Annotated in this window: 16 protein-coding genes; 10 read left to right on the top strand and 6 right to left on the bottom strand. The window is 68.4% G+C overall.

What is annotated here, in order from left to right:
- Complete coding sequence (locus ACNQQL_RS19120) at positions 1-1,554, bottom strand: sensor histidine kinase (RefSeq protein ID WP_347065093.1); 1,554 nt, start codon at positions 1,552-1,554, stop codon at positions 1-3.
- A 174-nt stretch (positions 1,555-1,728) separates the two neighbouring features.
- Between ACNQQL_RS19120 and ACNQQL_RS19115 the strand changes: the two genes are divergently transcribed.
- The 5 genes from ACNQQL_RS19115 (at position 1,729) to ACNQQL_RS19095 (ending at position 5,890) form a co-directional block, all read left to right on the top strand.
- The gene (locus tag ACNQQL_RS19115; protein WP_347065092.1) at positions 1,729-2,922 is read left to right on the top strand and encodes an acyl-CoA dehydrogenase family protein; all 1,194 of its coding nucleotides are present in this window, start codon (positions 1,729-1,731) and stop codon (positions 2,920-2,922) included.
- A gap of 102 nt (positions 2,923-3,024) precedes the next feature.
- Positions 3,025-3,402, top strand: a complete 378-nt coding sequence (locus ACNQQL_RS19110; protein WP_011660268.1) for a hypothetical protein — start codon at positions 3,025-3,027, stop codon at positions 3,400-3,402.
- A gap of 7 nt (positions 3,403-3,409) precedes the next feature.
- A complete protein-coding gene (locus tag ACNQQL_RS19105) occupies positions 3,410-3,931 on the top strand; it encodes a nuclear transport factor 2 family protein (protein WP_347065091.1) in 522 nt (173 codons plus the stop codon).
- 31 nt (positions 3,932-3,962) lie between these two features.
- Entirely contained in the window at positions 3,963-5,087 is a 1,125-nt protein-coding gene (locus ACNQQL_RS19100; RefSeq protein ID WP_347065090.1) for an amidase, read from the top strand.
- Between the two features lie 59 nt (positions 5,088-5,146).
- Positions 5,147-5,890 carry an SDR family NAD(P)-dependent oxidoreductase gene (locus ACNQQL_RS19095; protein ID WP_347065089.1) on the top strand — a complete coding sequence of 248 codons (744 nt, stop codon included), beginning with the start codon at positions 5,147-5,149 and terminating at the stop codon, positions 5,888-5,890.
- Positions 5,891-5,957: 67 nt separating this feature from the next.
- On the opposite strand, the gene ACNQQL_RS19090 is transcribed toward ACNQQL_RS19095, so the two are convergent.
- The gene (locus ACNQQL_RS19090) at positions 5,958-6,590 is read right to left on the bottom strand and encodes a response regulator transcription factor (RefSeq protein ID WP_347065088.1); all 633 of its coding nucleotides are present in this window, start codon (positions 6,588-6,590) and stop codon (positions 5,958-5,960) included.
- A 351-nt stretch (positions 6,591-6,941) separates the two neighbouring features.
- On the opposite strand from ACNQQL_RS19090, the gene hpaC reads away from it, so the two are divergent.
- Complete coding sequence (gene hpaC, locus ACNQQL_RS19085) at positions 6,942-7,505, top strand: 4-hydroxyphenylacetate 3-monooxygenase, reductase component (RefSeq protein WP_347065087.1); 564 nt, start codon at positions 6,942-6,944, stop codon at positions 7,503-7,505.
- Positions 7,506-7,516: 11 nt separating this feature from the next.
- Here the strand turns inward: hpaC and ACNQQL_RS19080 are convergent, their stop codons facing one another.
- Both ACNQQL_RS19080 and ACNQQL_RS19075 read right to left on the bottom strand, forming a co-directional pair.
- Positions 7,517-8,767, bottom strand: a complete 1,251-nt coding sequence (locus ACNQQL_RS19080) for a YbfB/YjiJ family MFS transporter (protein ID WP_347065086.1) — start codon at positions 8,765-8,767, stop codon at positions 7,517-7,519.
- A gap of 276 nt (positions 8,768-9,043) precedes the next feature.
- A complete protein-coding gene (locus ACNQQL_RS19075) occupies positions 9,044-9,589 on the bottom strand; it encodes an RBBP9/YdeN family alpha/beta hydrolase (RefSeq protein WP_347065122.1) in 546 nt (181 codons plus the stop codon).
- A 117-nt stretch (positions 9,590-9,706) separates the two neighbouring features.
- Between ACNQQL_RS19075 and ACNQQL_RS19070 the strand changes: the two genes are divergently transcribed.
- The 3 genes from ACNQQL_RS19070 to ACNQQL_RS19060 all read left to right on the top strand — a co-directional run bounded on the left by ACNQQL_RS19070 (position 9,707) and on the right by ACNQQL_RS19060 (position 11,544).
- Positions 9,707-10,162, top strand: a complete 456-nt coding sequence (locus ACNQQL_RS19070) for an Lrp/AsnC family transcriptional regulator (protein WP_072442157.1) — start codon at positions 9,707-9,709, stop codon at positions 10,160-10,162.
- 247 nt (positions 10,163-10,409) lie between these two features.
- Positions 10,410-10,532, top strand: coding sequence for a hypothetical protein (locus tag ACNQQL_RS19065; RefSeq protein ID WP_006479692.1), 123 nt, complete (start codon positions 10,410-10,412; stop codon positions 10,530-10,532).
- Between the two features lie 58 nt (positions 10,533-10,590).
- A complete protein-coding gene (locus ACNQQL_RS19060) occupies positions 10,591-11,544 on the top strand; it encodes a leucyl aminopeptidase (RefSeq protein ID WP_347065085.1) in 954 nt (317 codons plus the stop codon).
- 16 nt (positions 11,545-11,560) lie between these two features.
- Here ACNQQL_RS19060 and ACNQQL_RS19055 read toward each other — a convergent pair whose 3' ends face one another.
- Together ACNQQL_RS19055 and ACNQQL_RS19050 are read right to left on the bottom strand one after the other, a co-directional pair.
- Positions 11,561-12,070 (bottom strand): N-acetyltransferase, encoded by a 510-nt coding sequence (locus ACNQQL_RS19055; RefSeq protein WP_347065084.1) that lies wholly within the window; start codon positions 12,068-12,070, stop codon positions 11,561-11,563.
- 125 nt (positions 12,071-12,195) lie between these two features.
- Positions 12,196-13,227 (bottom strand): AraC family transcriptional regulator, encoded by a 1,032-nt coding sequence (locus tag ACNQQL_RS19050; RefSeq protein ID WP_347065083.1) that lies wholly within the window; start codon positions 13,225-13,227, stop codon positions 12,196-12,198.
- 145 nt (positions 13,228-13,372) lie between these two features.
- On the opposite strand from ACNQQL_RS19050, the gene ACNQQL_RS19045 reads away from it, so the two are divergent.
- Positions 13,373-13,555, top strand: a complete 183-nt coding sequence (locus ACNQQL_RS19045; RefSeq protein WP_347065082.1) for a hypothetical protein — start codon at positions 13,373-13,375, stop codon at positions 13,553-13,555.
- The last annotated feature ends 6 nt before the right edge of the window (positions 13,556-13,561 follow it).

The raw sequence follows: 13,561 nt of genomic DNA, 5'->3' as shown, positions 1-13,561 counted from the left end.
CTACGTGTACTCACCGGCGAGCGGCAGCGTCACGCGGCAATCGAGCCCCCCCCCATTGGCCGGGCTCGCGCCGATCCTGCCGCCGTGGCGCGTGACGATGCTCTTGCACAGCGACAGCCCGATCCCGTTACCGCCCGCCTTCGACGACGAGAAGCCGTCGAACAGCCGGTCATGCGCGCCTTCCGCGATGCCCGGGCCGTTGTCGATCGCACGCAGCTCGGCGTACCCGTCCACGTTCGCGGTGCCGAGCGTCAGCGTGCGCGGCACGCGCTCGCAGCCGGCGAACGCTTCGATCGCGTTGAACGCGAGATTGAGAATCACCTGCCCGATCAGCACGCGCTCGCAGCGAATCGGCAACGGCGTATCGGCCTGCATGATCGCGACCGTCACGCCGGCCTCCTTCGCGCGCAGCTCGATGAAATACGCGACATCGGCCAGGATGTCGCGCAGATCCGAAACCGCGACGACCGTCTCGCGCTTCACGATGAATTCGCGCACGCTCTTGATGATCAGCGCCGCATGCTCGGCCTGCCGATCCGCGCTGCGCAGCCCCCAGATCGCGTCGTCGACGGCGCCGCCGCCGTTCAGCCGCCGCACCGCGCCCTCGATGAAGTTGCGCACCGCCGCGAGCGGCTGGCTCAGCTCGTGCGCGATCACCGTCGCCATCTCGCCCATCGCGTTGTAGCGGCCCGCGTATTCGAGCATCCGCGCTTCGGCGCGCCGCGCGTCCTCGATCGCGACTTCGTCGCTGACGTCGCGGAACTGCACGAGCAGCCCGACGAGGTCGCCTTCAATCTCGACCTGCCGGCACGTGATGCGCAGCCAGCACGTCGAACCGTCGCGCCGCACGATCCGGTAGCGCTGCGGCTCCGACGGACACGTCGACGGCGCATCGCGCAACTGCGCGACGAGCCGGTCGCGATCGGCCTCGGTGCAGTAGTCGAGCACCTCGCCGAGCGCTTCGTCGGGCGCGAGCCCGAGCACGCGGCGCCCCGATTCGCTGATGAACTGCGCGCCGCCCTGCGGCGACACGACCGCGACGCCTTCGTCGAGATCCTGCATGAACTCGCGCAGCCGCGCCTCGTAGCGGCGCAATTGCTGACGGATCGCTTCTTCCGCGCTGATGTCGCGGAACTGCACCATCACGACATCGTGCCCGCGCAGCGGCACGTAGGTGGCGATCGCCTCCGACAGCATGTCGACGCCCGTGCGCGACCGGTAGCACCACTCGTACACCTGCGGCCCGTCGACCATCGCGCGGTCCATCGCGCCCACGCCGATCTCGCGCCGGTATTTCGGTTCGGGGCGCGTCATGTCCGGCGCCTTCAGCGGCAGCAGTTCCTCGACGGAAAAGCCGAGCGCGATGCACGCGGCGCGGTTGGCCCACACGATCGCCTTGGTCTGCGCGTCGTGCAGCAGCACGCAGGTGGTGAGCGCATCGAGCAGCCGGTGGAAATCGTCTTCGTCGGGAAAACTCATGATCGGATTCGAATGAAGGCGCGCGGCATCGCGCGGCCGGAAATCCAACATAGCACCGGCGCGCGGCGATCGCATCTGAAGATTTCTTTAGTCCGGCACGGAACCTCACCAGTCGCGCGGCCCAACGCACCAATTGCTGCGTGTTTTCGGCGTTTCTAGACTGGCTGCATCGTCATGCCGCGCGTTGAAATGCCGCACAGCACGCATGCCGCCCCGCAATCGAACCCCATCCGCCCCCAGGAGCCAGCCATGCCCCAAGCCGCCCTCGCCATCGAACCTGCGCCGACCTCGCCACCCGTGGCGGGCGACCCGGCCGGGCGGCTGTCGCCGTTCGACGCCGTGATCGAGACCGTCGCCGCGCGACGCGAAGAATTCGACCGCCTGTCGCACGTGCCGCGCGACGTGATCGCGCTGTTCAAGCAGGCCGGCATCTATCGCGCGGGCACGCCGCGCCGCTTCGGCGGCGATGCGCTCGCGCCGACCGCGTTCCTCGACATGATCGAACGGATCGCGACCGCAGACGGTTCGGCCGCGTGGGTCGCGAGCTTCGGCTCCGCGAACGTCTATCTCGCCGCGCTGCCGCTCGAAACCCAGGCCGAGCTGTACGCGAGCGGCCCCGACCAGGTGTTCGCGGGCGGCCTGTTCCCGGTGCAGCCGGCGCAGCCCGCGCCGGGCGGCTGGCGCGTGAACGGCACGTGGAAATTTGCGAGCGGCTGCAAAGGCGCCGACTGGCTCGGCGTCGGCATCGTCGTGCCGGGCGCGCAGGACGCCGCGCCGAACAAGCCGCGCACGGCCGTATTCCGCGCCGCCGACGTCGAGATCGTCGAGAACTGGAGCGTGGTCGGCATGCAGGGCACCGGCAGCCACGACCTGCGCATCGACGACCGTTTCGTGCCCGAAGCGTGGACCTTCGTGCGCGGCGGCGAGCCGACCGTCGACGAGCCGCTGTACCGCTATCCGACCGTCGCGTATGCGGCGCAGGTGCTGGCCGTCGTCAACCTCGGCCTTGCGCGCGCGGCGCTCGACGTCGTGAACCGCATGTCGGGCGGACGCCAGACGACGACCGGCGCGCCGCGCCTCGCCGATCGCGCGTATTTCCGCATCGAGCTTGCGAAAGCAGAGGCGCAACTGCGCTCGACGCGCGCGTTCTTCTACAACGCGACCGACACGGTCTGGCAATCGATCCTCGCGGGCAACCCGGTGACGCCCGACCAAGTCAGCCTGCTGCGGCTCGCGGCCACGCAGATCGCGCGCGAAGGCGCGAGCGTCGTCGAACGCGCATACCGGCTCGGCGGCACGGCCGCGATCTACCGGTCGCATCCGCTGCAGCGGCTGCTGCGCGACGCGATGGTCGTCACGCAGCACGCGTTTCTCGCCGAAGGCAACTTCGACGGCGCCGGCGCGGTGTTTACCGGCGTCACGCCGTTTCCCGGCTATCTGTAACCCGCATCGACTGAAGCTTTTTTTGAATGTGCATGAAGCCGATGCCGAAGCGCCGTCGCCGGCTAGCTCATGCATTCGACCGATTCCTCTGGAGAACCTGACATGTCCGATTCGAATCCGCTGCCGCTGCGCGTGCTGTTCTGCTGCGGCGTGTCGCAAAACTTCTTCGACCTGCCGCGCGAGAAGATCGGCGAAGTGTGGCAGGCGTACGGCGCGATGCTCGCGGCCGTCGAAGCGATGCCGGGCGTGCGCGTGCTCGGCGTGATGGACGACGATCGCCTCGTGGTCGGCCAGGCCGACGGCGCGCCGTGGACGTTCTACATCATGGCCGACGTCGCCGATTTCGATACGACGGTCGCCGTGTGCAACCTGTATCGCACGACGCCCGTCGGCGAATACAACCTGTGGCGCTACGGCAAGATCGAGGCGCGGGTCGGCCGCGCGCTGACCGTGCCACCCGCCGCGCGGCCCGCGTCGTGAGGCAACGATGACCGCCCCGTCACCCGGCCTGATCGATGCACTCGCGCAGCGTGTCGCGGCGCTCGACGCCGAGCGCGCGGTGCGCGCGACGATCACGCGCTACATGGCGCTGTGCGACGTGCCCGAGGATGCCGGCGACGGCCCGCCGCTCGCCGGCCTGTTCACGGCAGATGCCGTGTGGGAAGGCATCGGCCCGCAGTACGCGCGCAAGTTCGGCCGCCTCGAAGGTACGGCTGCGATCGTCGCGATGTTGCGCCGCTATCTGCCGCCCGATCCGCACTTCTCGGCGAACCTGCATTTCCTGACGTCGGAATCGATCGCGGTCGGCACCGAGAACGCAAGCGCACGCGGCCGCTGGATCATGCTGCAGGCATCGCGCTACGCGGACGGCACGGCCGAACTGATCGCTGCGCGACTGACCGTCGATTTCTCGCCGGCCTCCGACGGCTCCACCTGGCTGATCCGCCATTTCCGCACCGAGCGCGTGCTCGACGGCCCGTGGCCGCTCGCCGCCGCGCCACGGGCCTGATGTCTCCCACCGCTTCTTCAGGACACCGACCATGACAGGCTTCATCGACACCTTCACGCTCGGCGGCCCGGGCCCGACGATCGCGATCAAGGACACGATCGACATCGCCGGCCACCCGACCCGCGCGGCAAGCCGCGCACTCGCCGATGCGCCGCCCGCAGCGGAACACGCGGACGTGGTCTGCCTGCTGCTCGACGCGGGCTGGCAGATCGCCGGCAAGGCGAACATGCACGAACTCGCGTTCGGCATGACCGGCATCAACGACTACACGGGCACGCCCGTCAATCCGCAGGACACATCGCGCATTCCGGGCGGCTCGTCGAGCGGCTCCGCATCGCTCGTCGGGCTCGGCTCGGTCGACGCGGCGCTCGGCACCGACACGGGCGGCTCGATTCGCGGGCCAGCCGCGTGCTGCGGCGTGGTCGGGCTGAAGCCGACGTTCGGCCGCGTGTCGCGGCGCGGTGTAGCGCCCGTCGACACCACGCTCGATTGCGTCGGGCCATTCGCACGCGATATCCGCACGCTGGCCGCGGTGATGGCCGCAATCGCGCCGGGCTTCGATCGTGCGCGTGCGGCGGCATCGTCGGCGAACTGCACGATCGCGCAAATCACCGTCGACGCCGATCCGGCGATCGCGGCCGCGCTCGATGCGGCGCTACGCGCGTCGGGCCTGCGCTCGCATGCGATCGTGCTCGACGAGATGCCGGCCGCGTTCGCCGCGGGGCTCGCCGTGATCAACGCGGAAACGTCGAGCGCGTTCGGCCATCTGGTCGCAACGGCCAAGCTCGGCGCCGATCTCGATGCGCGGCTGCGCACGGCCGCGACGACGACGCCTGCGGCACTCGCCGAAGCCGAAGCGGTCCGCTTGCGCTTCACCGCGCAGGTCGACGCCGCGCTCGAACACGCCGACGTGCTGGTCCTGCCGACGCTGCCCGCGCTGCCGATCACGCTGCAGCAGGCGCGCGACGGCGTATCGGTCATCGCGATGTCGTCGTTGATCCGGCCGTTCAACCTGAGCGGCCATCCGGCGCTGAGCATGCCGCTGCCGCTGGCCGGTTCGCCGCTGAAGGCCGGCTTGCAGATCGTCGGACGCAAGGGCACGGACGAACGGGTATGCGCGATCGCGGCACACTTCGAAGCGGCACTCGCCGCATGAACCACGATGCGGGCGCGGCGACAACAAGCGCGCGCCCGCGAACCAGGGAATCACGCACCATGTCAGAGCGAATCGTCCTCGTCACCGGCGCCGCGCGCGGGCTCGGCGCCGTCATCGCCGAACGCTTTCATGCGGCCGGCTACCGCGTCGCACTGGCCGATATCGCCGCCGATGCGATTCATGCGCATGCGCGCGAACTCGACCCGAGCGGCGAACGCGCGATCGCATTGCCGCTCGACGTCACGTCGAAGCGCGATTTCGAAGCGGCGCGCGATGCGCTCGTCGCACGCTGGGGCACGATCGACGTGCTCGTCAACAACGCGGGCGCATCGAAGGTCGTGCCGGCGATGGAGATCACGGCCAAGCAGTTCGACCAGGTGATCGACGTGAACCTGCGCAGCGTGCTGTTCGGCTGCCAGGTGTTCGGCCAGTACTTCGCGGCGCGCGGCGCGGGCCGGATCGTCAACATCGCGTCGCTCGCCGGGCAGAACGGCGGCTCCGCGACGGGCGCGCACTACGCGGCCGCGAAAGGCGGCACGCTGACGCTGACCAAGGTGTTCGCGCGCGATCTCGCTTCGCAGGGCGTGACCGTCAACGCGATCTCGCCTGGCCCGCTCGATTTGCCGATCGTGTATGAAAGCGTCGCGCCGGAGAAACTGCGCCAGGTACTCGCGAGCCTGCCGGGCGGCAAGCTCGGATCGGCCGGCTTCGTTGCGGACGCGGCCGTGCTGCTCGCGTCGGGCGACGCGCATTTCGCGAACGGCGCGTGCTGGGATATCAACGGCGGGTTGTACATGCGCTGAGCATCGGTACGCATCGATCGCGCGGCACCTCCGGGTGCGGCTGCGTCCGCGTGCATACCGACCGGTGTCAGCGCGACGCCCCACCGTCGTCACCCCACACGACCATCACGTCGCGCACGAGCGCGGCGATCGAGGTCGCGCCGAGCTTCTCCTTGATGCTCGCGCGATGCACGTCGACGGTCTTCACGCTGATCGACAGGTCCGACGCGATCTGCTTGCTGCCCTTGCCGTCGACCACGCCGCGCAACACTTCCTTCTCGCGCGCGGTCAGCGCATCGAGCCGCTGGCGCAACTCGCGATGGCGCTGGCCGACCGCATGCCGCTGCTGCGCGAGCCGCAGCGCGCGCTGCACGCGCTCGAGCATCTGCTGCGAGTTGTACGGCTTCTCGACGAAATCGATCGCGCCGTTCTGCAGCGCACGCACGGACATCGGGATATCGCCGTGCCCGCTGACGAAGATCACCGGCAGCGTCGCGCCGCGCGCGTTCAGTTCCGCCTGCACGTCGAAGCCGCTTTTCTCCGGCATCCGCACGTCGAGCACCAGGCACGCGGGCAGGTTCACGTCGAAGCGCGCGAGAAAGTCGGCGGCGTTCGCGAACCCTTCGGACGCGATGCCGACCGATTCGAGCAACCACGCGAGCGACGTGCGCATGCCGCTGTCGTCGTCGACGATGTATACGATCGGTGCGGGTGACGTCATCGCGGGTGTCTCGCAAAATATAGGTAGGGTATCGCACGCGCCGCGCATGGGGCCGGTTGCCGGCTCGTCGCGAGCGTCGTTCGCTGGGGGTGTGCGGTACATCATAACGAGCCGAAAACCCGCTGAACACCCTTTTACGTGCCGCACGAATGCACAATCGCGCTTTTTTCGCGCAGCGCGCCGCGCATCTAGGTAGAACCTTCAGACGCGTTGGCGAGAACGCCATCTTCATCGTCAATCGTGCGAATGGTCGTCCGCATTTTCGCGACGTACGCTTGGGTCATCGTCGACGATCGAACGCTGCACCGGCAGCGCCGCACGATCGCCGCCTTCGTCCACCCGGGAGCGCCCATGTCCGCCACATCCTCCACGATCTCCGCGCCCGCTGGCGCGCGACCTGCATGCGTCGAACCGACCGACGCGCAGAAAGCGTTCCGGCAAGCGATGGCCCACCTCGGCGCGGCCGTCAACGTGATCACCACCGCAGGGCCGCACGGCCGCTGCGGGATCACCGCGAGCGCCGTGTGCTCCGTCACGGACGCGCCGCCGACGCTGCTCGTGTGCCTGAACCGGTCGAGCGCGATGCACGCAACCTTCGAGCGCAACCGCCATGTCTGCATCAACGTGCTGCCGGCCGAGCACGAACTGCTCGCGCGGCATTTCGCGGGGCTCACCGACCTGCCGATGGAGCAGCGCTTCGAGCTGCCCGTTTGGGATCGCGGCGAGCAGGACGTACCCGTGCTGCGCGACGCGCTCGCGAGCCTGCAGGGCACGATCGCCGAGATGAAGGAAGTCGGCTCACATTCGGTGATGTTCATCGAGGCGACGTCGATCCGCGTGCGCGACGACGGCGACAGCCTCATCTACTTCAGCCGCGCATTCCATCGCGTGTCGCGCACGGCGTGCGCGCGTTGACCTTCGCCTGACTACGCGGCAGCCCGCAACGCACGCTGCCCGGCCGCGAGCGCGGCGCCCGCGAACAACGTCAGCGCCGAATACACGAGCCCGCGCGCGAGCCCCGCGCTGTCCGACACCCAGCCGATCGCGACAGGCCCGGCAATCTGACCGAACGCGAAGACCGTCGTGAACGCGCTGATCCCTTTCGCCCAGCCGTCGGGCGGCAGGTTGTGCCGCACGAACGCGGTGGTCGATGCAACAGCCGACAGGAACGTCGCGCCGAACAGCACGCCCGATGCGAACGCGGCGGCCGGATGCACGAACATCGCGGGCATCAGCGTCGCGATGCCGAGCAGCGCGTTGAGCACGGCCAGCGCCTGGCCGCCGCGCATCCGGTCGAGCAAGCGCGACCACAATCGCGCCGAGACGACGGTCGCGACGCCGAGCATCACGTAGAACGCCGATACCACCGTGCCGCTCATTCCCGCGCCGCGCAGCAGCGCGACGATGAACGTCATGTAGCCGATATAGCCGACGCCGAACAGGCCGTAGCCGGCCAGCGCGAGCGCGAAGCGGGCGGGGCTCGCGGTGACGGCCGGTGCTGTTCCGTCGCGCGGCGTGGCTGGTGCCGCATGCGCGCGCTCGATGCGACGCGCGGCCGACACGGCCACCGCCGAGAACAGCACGCAGGCAATCGCGAGCGCGAACCATGCGGGCTGCCAGCCGTGCGCGCCCTGCGTAAGCGTGGCCGGCACGAGTAGCGACGACGCGACGATGCCCCACCCCGTGCCGCCGTAATAGAGACCGAGCAGCAGCCCCGCATCACGCGGCGACGCCGATGCGAGCCGCGCGGCCAGCACGCCGCCGCTGATGAAGATCAACGCGCTGCCGACGCCGGTCGCGAGCCGCTGCACGAGCAGCGTGTGCATGTCCGACGTGAATCCGCACGCGGCCATCAGCAACGCGGTCAGCGCACAGCCGGCCGCGAGCAGCGTGCCCGCGCGCCGGCGCCGCGACAGCAACGGAAACGCGAGTGCGCCGATCAGGTAGCCCGCCGCGTTTGCCGTGTTCAACGCGCCGGCCTGCGCGAACGTCCAGCCGAGATCCGCCTTCATCGGCGGCAGCAGCAGCGCATACGAAAAGCGTGCAAGGCCGAGCGCGATCGCACTGCCGAGCGACAGGCAGATCGCGAGCCGCCACGCGGCCATGCGGTCGGGGTCGGTTGCGTCGGCGTCCGGCCGCGACGGGCCGGCACGCTCCGGTTGCAGCGCCGTGGGCATCAGGTCGTCTCCATTGTCGTTCGAGGCCGGGACGTGCGCACCCGCAACGCCGACGTGACGTCGCGAACGTCAGTCGCTGCGTCGTCGACGCGGAATCCGCCGCCGGGCATGCGTCAATCCCGATTACCGAGGCTGACGGCGCCGTCGAGCGATCATACTTGACCGCTCGTCCCGACGGCGTGCCGCGGCGACCGGAATCCCGCGACGATCGCGACCGCTTCCGGTTCTTCCATACGGCAACGAAAAGCGCGGGAGCGCGCCAGCCGCTTGCGTGCGCTATCCACCCAATCCGGCCGTAAAGGCCGTGAGCAGCGCGCCGCCTTCGCGCCATTCCCCCAGCCCCGCGTCCGCGTTCAGATGGCCACGCACGCCGAGCAGAAGCGGCGTCGCACCGTACGCGCTTGCCCATGCAACCCCTCGCCCCGACGGGTCGTACGGGTCATCCGAACTGGCGATCGCAACAACCGGCAGGCCGTCGAAATCACCGGTCGGCAAATTCGCAAACGCCTTTGCGGCGACCGGAAAGCGCGGGCCGCCCGGGTCGGGCACCGCGACGAGAAACGCGCCGCGCACGCTGCGCGTCGAAGCGGCATGCCAATGCGCGAACAACAAGCAACCGAGCGAATGACAAATCACCAGCGGCGGTGCCGCGGCTTTCGCGACGGCCTCGTCCAACGCCGCAATCCAGTCGCTCAGGTCGGGCGCGTCCCACGAAGCCGGAGTCATGCGCGTGGCGCCGGGAAGCGTCGCCTCCCAATGACTCTGCCAGTGATCCGCGCCCGAGTTTCCGATACCCGGCACGATGACAATCGCTTGTTCCATCCCCGCCTCCATGAACACAGGAGTTCGCAGTCTGACGGGCCGGAAACACGCGCGGAATGGCAAGTCATCGGTTATTGAGACAAAATGCCGATGACTTAACGGAACAGGAGGGCGGCAATGTCGAACGGAGAACTCGATCGTCTGGATATCGCCATCCTCGAAGCCCTGCAGGAAAACGCGCGAATGCCGCTCTCCGAAGTGGGCCGGCAGATCGGACTGTCGCAGCCCGCGACTTCGGAGCGCGTCAAACGCCTGGAAGAGCGGGGCATCATCACGGGCTACGGCGCGCGGATCGATCCGGCGGCACTGGGGCTGGGGATGATGGCCATCATCCGGCTGAGAACGACGCACGAACACATCAAGCCCGCCCTGAGCGCATTCGCCGACATGCCGCATGTGATCGAAGTCCACCGCATGACCGGCGAGGATTGCTTCCTGCTGAAGGTACGGGTGCCGACACCGGAGCAACTGGAAACCATCGTCGACGCGATTGCCCGCTTTGGCGCAGTCACGACTTCGCTGGTACTCCGGTCTGAACCGGTCAAGCCGCTCGGGAAAGCGCTGCTCGGTTGATGCGGGTCACAGCCTCGCTCGGCGCCCGCGCGATTCGCGAGATCTGCTTCCTGCGCCGCGCCGGATCGCGCATGCTCGATGTTTAGCACCGCTCGGCTAAAAACCTTGCAGTGCATTGCCTTCCTCAATTCATCAGACTAATATCGACGCCACTCGCCCGGCATTCACGAAATTCCGGATGAGGAGCGGCGATCTTTTAGCCGCGCTTTCATGTTGAATCACTCATGTTCACCACAGGAGAATTGACATGCAGGAAACCCAGCAGATCGAATTGCTTGACTGGATGCAGGAAGACACGCACCCCGAGGCCGTCGACATGATGGTCGAGGACGCCGTGGTGCCGTTCGGCACCGCGCTCTGGCCGGTCTGAGCGGGCCACCCGTTCTGGCGGAAGGGCCGCGGCCCTTCCGCCGCTTCCGGAGACACGCATGCTGAACCTGCACCGCGCACTCGGCTTTCACCCCGCGCTGCGCGACAAGCTTGCGCGCGGCGATATGGGAAAACTGCTGGTCGGCCATGACACCCGCAACCGCGACATCGCGTTGCGCGCGTTTTCCGCCCTGCCCGATTCGCTCGACGCGACCACCCTCTGCCTCGAAACCACCCCGCCCGCCGACATCGCCGCCGCGCTCGATCGCGCCGACCTGTTCGTGCTGCTGTACGACTCGTCGTGCCTGCCGACGCCGTCGCCGAGCGGGCCGCCGTTCCTCGCCGCGATCCGCCCCGCGATCGTCGAGCACTGGAGCAAGTCGGTACTGTTCAAGGATTACGGCCCGCATCTCGACGAGGCGTTCGCCGAATCGCTCGACGACATCGCCGCACGCAACGGCCGGCTGATCGACGCGGCCGCGCGCGCATCGCAGATCCGCTTCATCGACGAAGCCGGCAACACGCTGACCGGCTCGCTCGCGCCGGACCAGAAATGGACGAGCGTGGACGGAATGGGCAATCTCGACGTCGTGCCCGGCGAGATCGCGACGCACGTCACCGACCTGAACGGCTCGGTCGTGTTCAGCGGCACGTTTCTCGGCACCGTGCCGTTCGCGATCAAATACAAGGTGGTCGAGCGGCTCGCGACGCTGCATGTCGAAGGCAGCACGATCGTCGATTTCGACAGCGACGACGCGGGCTTCCGGCGCGACTTCTCGACCTATCTCGACCGGCACGCGAATCACCGGCGGATCGAGGAATTCGGCATCGGCACCAACCTCGGGATCCGCGGGCTGTACGGCCGCAATGCAGGATTCGAGGAACGCCATCCGGGCCTGCATCTCGGGCTCGGCGGCGGCGAAAACGGCAGCCACCACCTCGACCTGATCTTCGCGCGCGGCACGCTCGCGCTCGACGAGCGGATCGTGTTCGACGGCGCATTCGCCGTCTGACGAAGCGGCTGCGTGTTCAGGCTTCGGCGGCCGCCGCGTCGCCGAGCCATTTGAACATCACGAAGCAATCGACGAACCCGAGCCGCGCGTGACGGTACGCGCGCGGCAGGCGGCCGACGATCTCGAATCCCAGCTTCTGCCACAGCGCGACCGCGACCTCGTTCGTCGCGACCACCGAGTTGAACTGCATCGCGAGAAAACCGCGCTCGCGCGCGACCTGCTGCGAGTGCTCGCACATCAGGCGCGCGACGCCGCGGCCGCGCGCGGCCTCGCTCACCATGTAGCCGCAGTTGCACACGTGATTGCCGGGCCCGGCCGCGTTCGCCTTCAGGTAGTACGAACCGAGCACCACGCCGTCCTCTTCGGCGATCCACGTGCAGAGCGGCGCGTCGACCCACAGTGCACGCGCCGCTTCGGGCGTCGGCGCGGGATCGAATGCATAGGTTTCCTGAGCGGCGACGATGGCGCGGTAGGTCGGCCAGAAGCGCGGAAAATCGTCCTCGGTCATCGGGCGAAGCGTGATCATGCGGTTTCTCTCGTGAAGTGATTGTCGACTGGAATGCACACGCGAATACAAACGATATCGCAACGACACAAGCAACGCCGCGTATCGCCCGCTTCCGCGGAAAAGCAAAAGGTCGTGCCGAAAACTCATGGCCGCTCCGCGTCGCACAGCGCCGCGTTGCGATACGCGCCCGGCGGCACGCCGTACCAGCGCTTGAACGCCTGCGAGAAACTCGACAGGTCGCTGAAGCCGAGACGCTCGGCCACTTCCGCGAGCGACAGGCACGCATCGCCGAGCAGCGTCTCGGCCATCGCGCCGCGCGCCTGCGCGAGCAGCGCACGGAATGTCGTTCCTTCTTCCTGCAGCCGGCGCTTGAGCGTGCGCGGGCTCGTGTTCATCAGCCGCGCCATGTCCTCGAGCGAAAACGGCGCGGCACCGGGCGTCGCGCTCAGGTACTGGCGCACCATCTCCGACGTCCCCACGCGCGCGCGCCGCGCTTCGACGAGCTGGCCGCACATCTGCTCGCACATCGACACCGTCAGCGGATTCGCGTGCGGCAGCGGCCGGTCGAGAAATGCGCGGTCGAACGCGAGGCTGTTCGCGCGAGCCGAGAAAGCCGGCTCGATCCCGGCGATGTGCGGCACGGCGAGCGTCGGCGTACGCGCGGCCTGCAGCGTGAAGCGCGACAACGCGAAATCGCCGCCGCCGATTTCCTGCAGCAGCACGGCCGCGGCCGTCATGTCGCGTTCGACGAGGAACCGGCTCAGGCCGCCGTCGAGTTCCGGCGCGCCGAAGTTGAGCACGCCCGCCTCCAGCTCCTCGCGGTACGTGATGACGGTGAACGCATACGTGAGCGGCAGGAAGCGCATCGCCAGCGCGAGCGCGTCGCGTGCGGTCGCACTGGCGATCAGCCCGTAGCCCCATACGCCGTAAGCGGAGAAGTGGTAACGACGGCCGACCTCGAAACCGAGGCCCTGCGCGCGACCGAGCGCCCGCAGCAGGTTGCCGGTCAGCCGCAGTTCCTGCGCGGCCGTCACCTCGACTTTCGGATCGTCGAGCTGCGCGTTCCCGAGCCCCGTGCCGGCCAGCAGTTTCGCGTTCGGCACGCCGCGTTCGTCGCCGAAATCGACCAGCAGCCGGGCGCTGGCCGGACTCCGGGTGAAATCCCAGAAGCTCATGCGGAGAAACCCTCGAAGCGCCGATTTGGCCCAAATACTAAAACAATTGTCCCGAAGCAGCATTGGTGTTTTCCCATGCGGCCAGCACCATCGGCGTCATCCAGTCGTCGTCCGAACGACGCCATCGCCCCCCGGAGGAGACACCATGCGACCGAGTCGCCCGACCGATCCCGCCGCCCGTTTCGAACGCCGGTGCGAAGCGTTCACCGACACCCCCGCCTCGCCGCGCGCGATCCGCGTGTTGCCTCCCGATTGCCTGTGCGCGCAGTTCGATGCGCACGACACGGCAATCGTGCCGTGCGAGCGCGTGCCGACGCGCATCGCTTGACCCATC

The organism is Burkholderia sp. LFS061 (assembly GCF_047978125.1).
Taxonomy (GTDB): Bacteria; Pseudomonadota; Gammaproteobacteria; order Burkholderiales; family Burkholderiaceae; genus Burkholderia; species Burkholderia pyrrocinia_C.
Note: the sequence above shows the minus strand (reverse complement) of the source record. Positions and strands in the feature narration are given on the sequence as shown.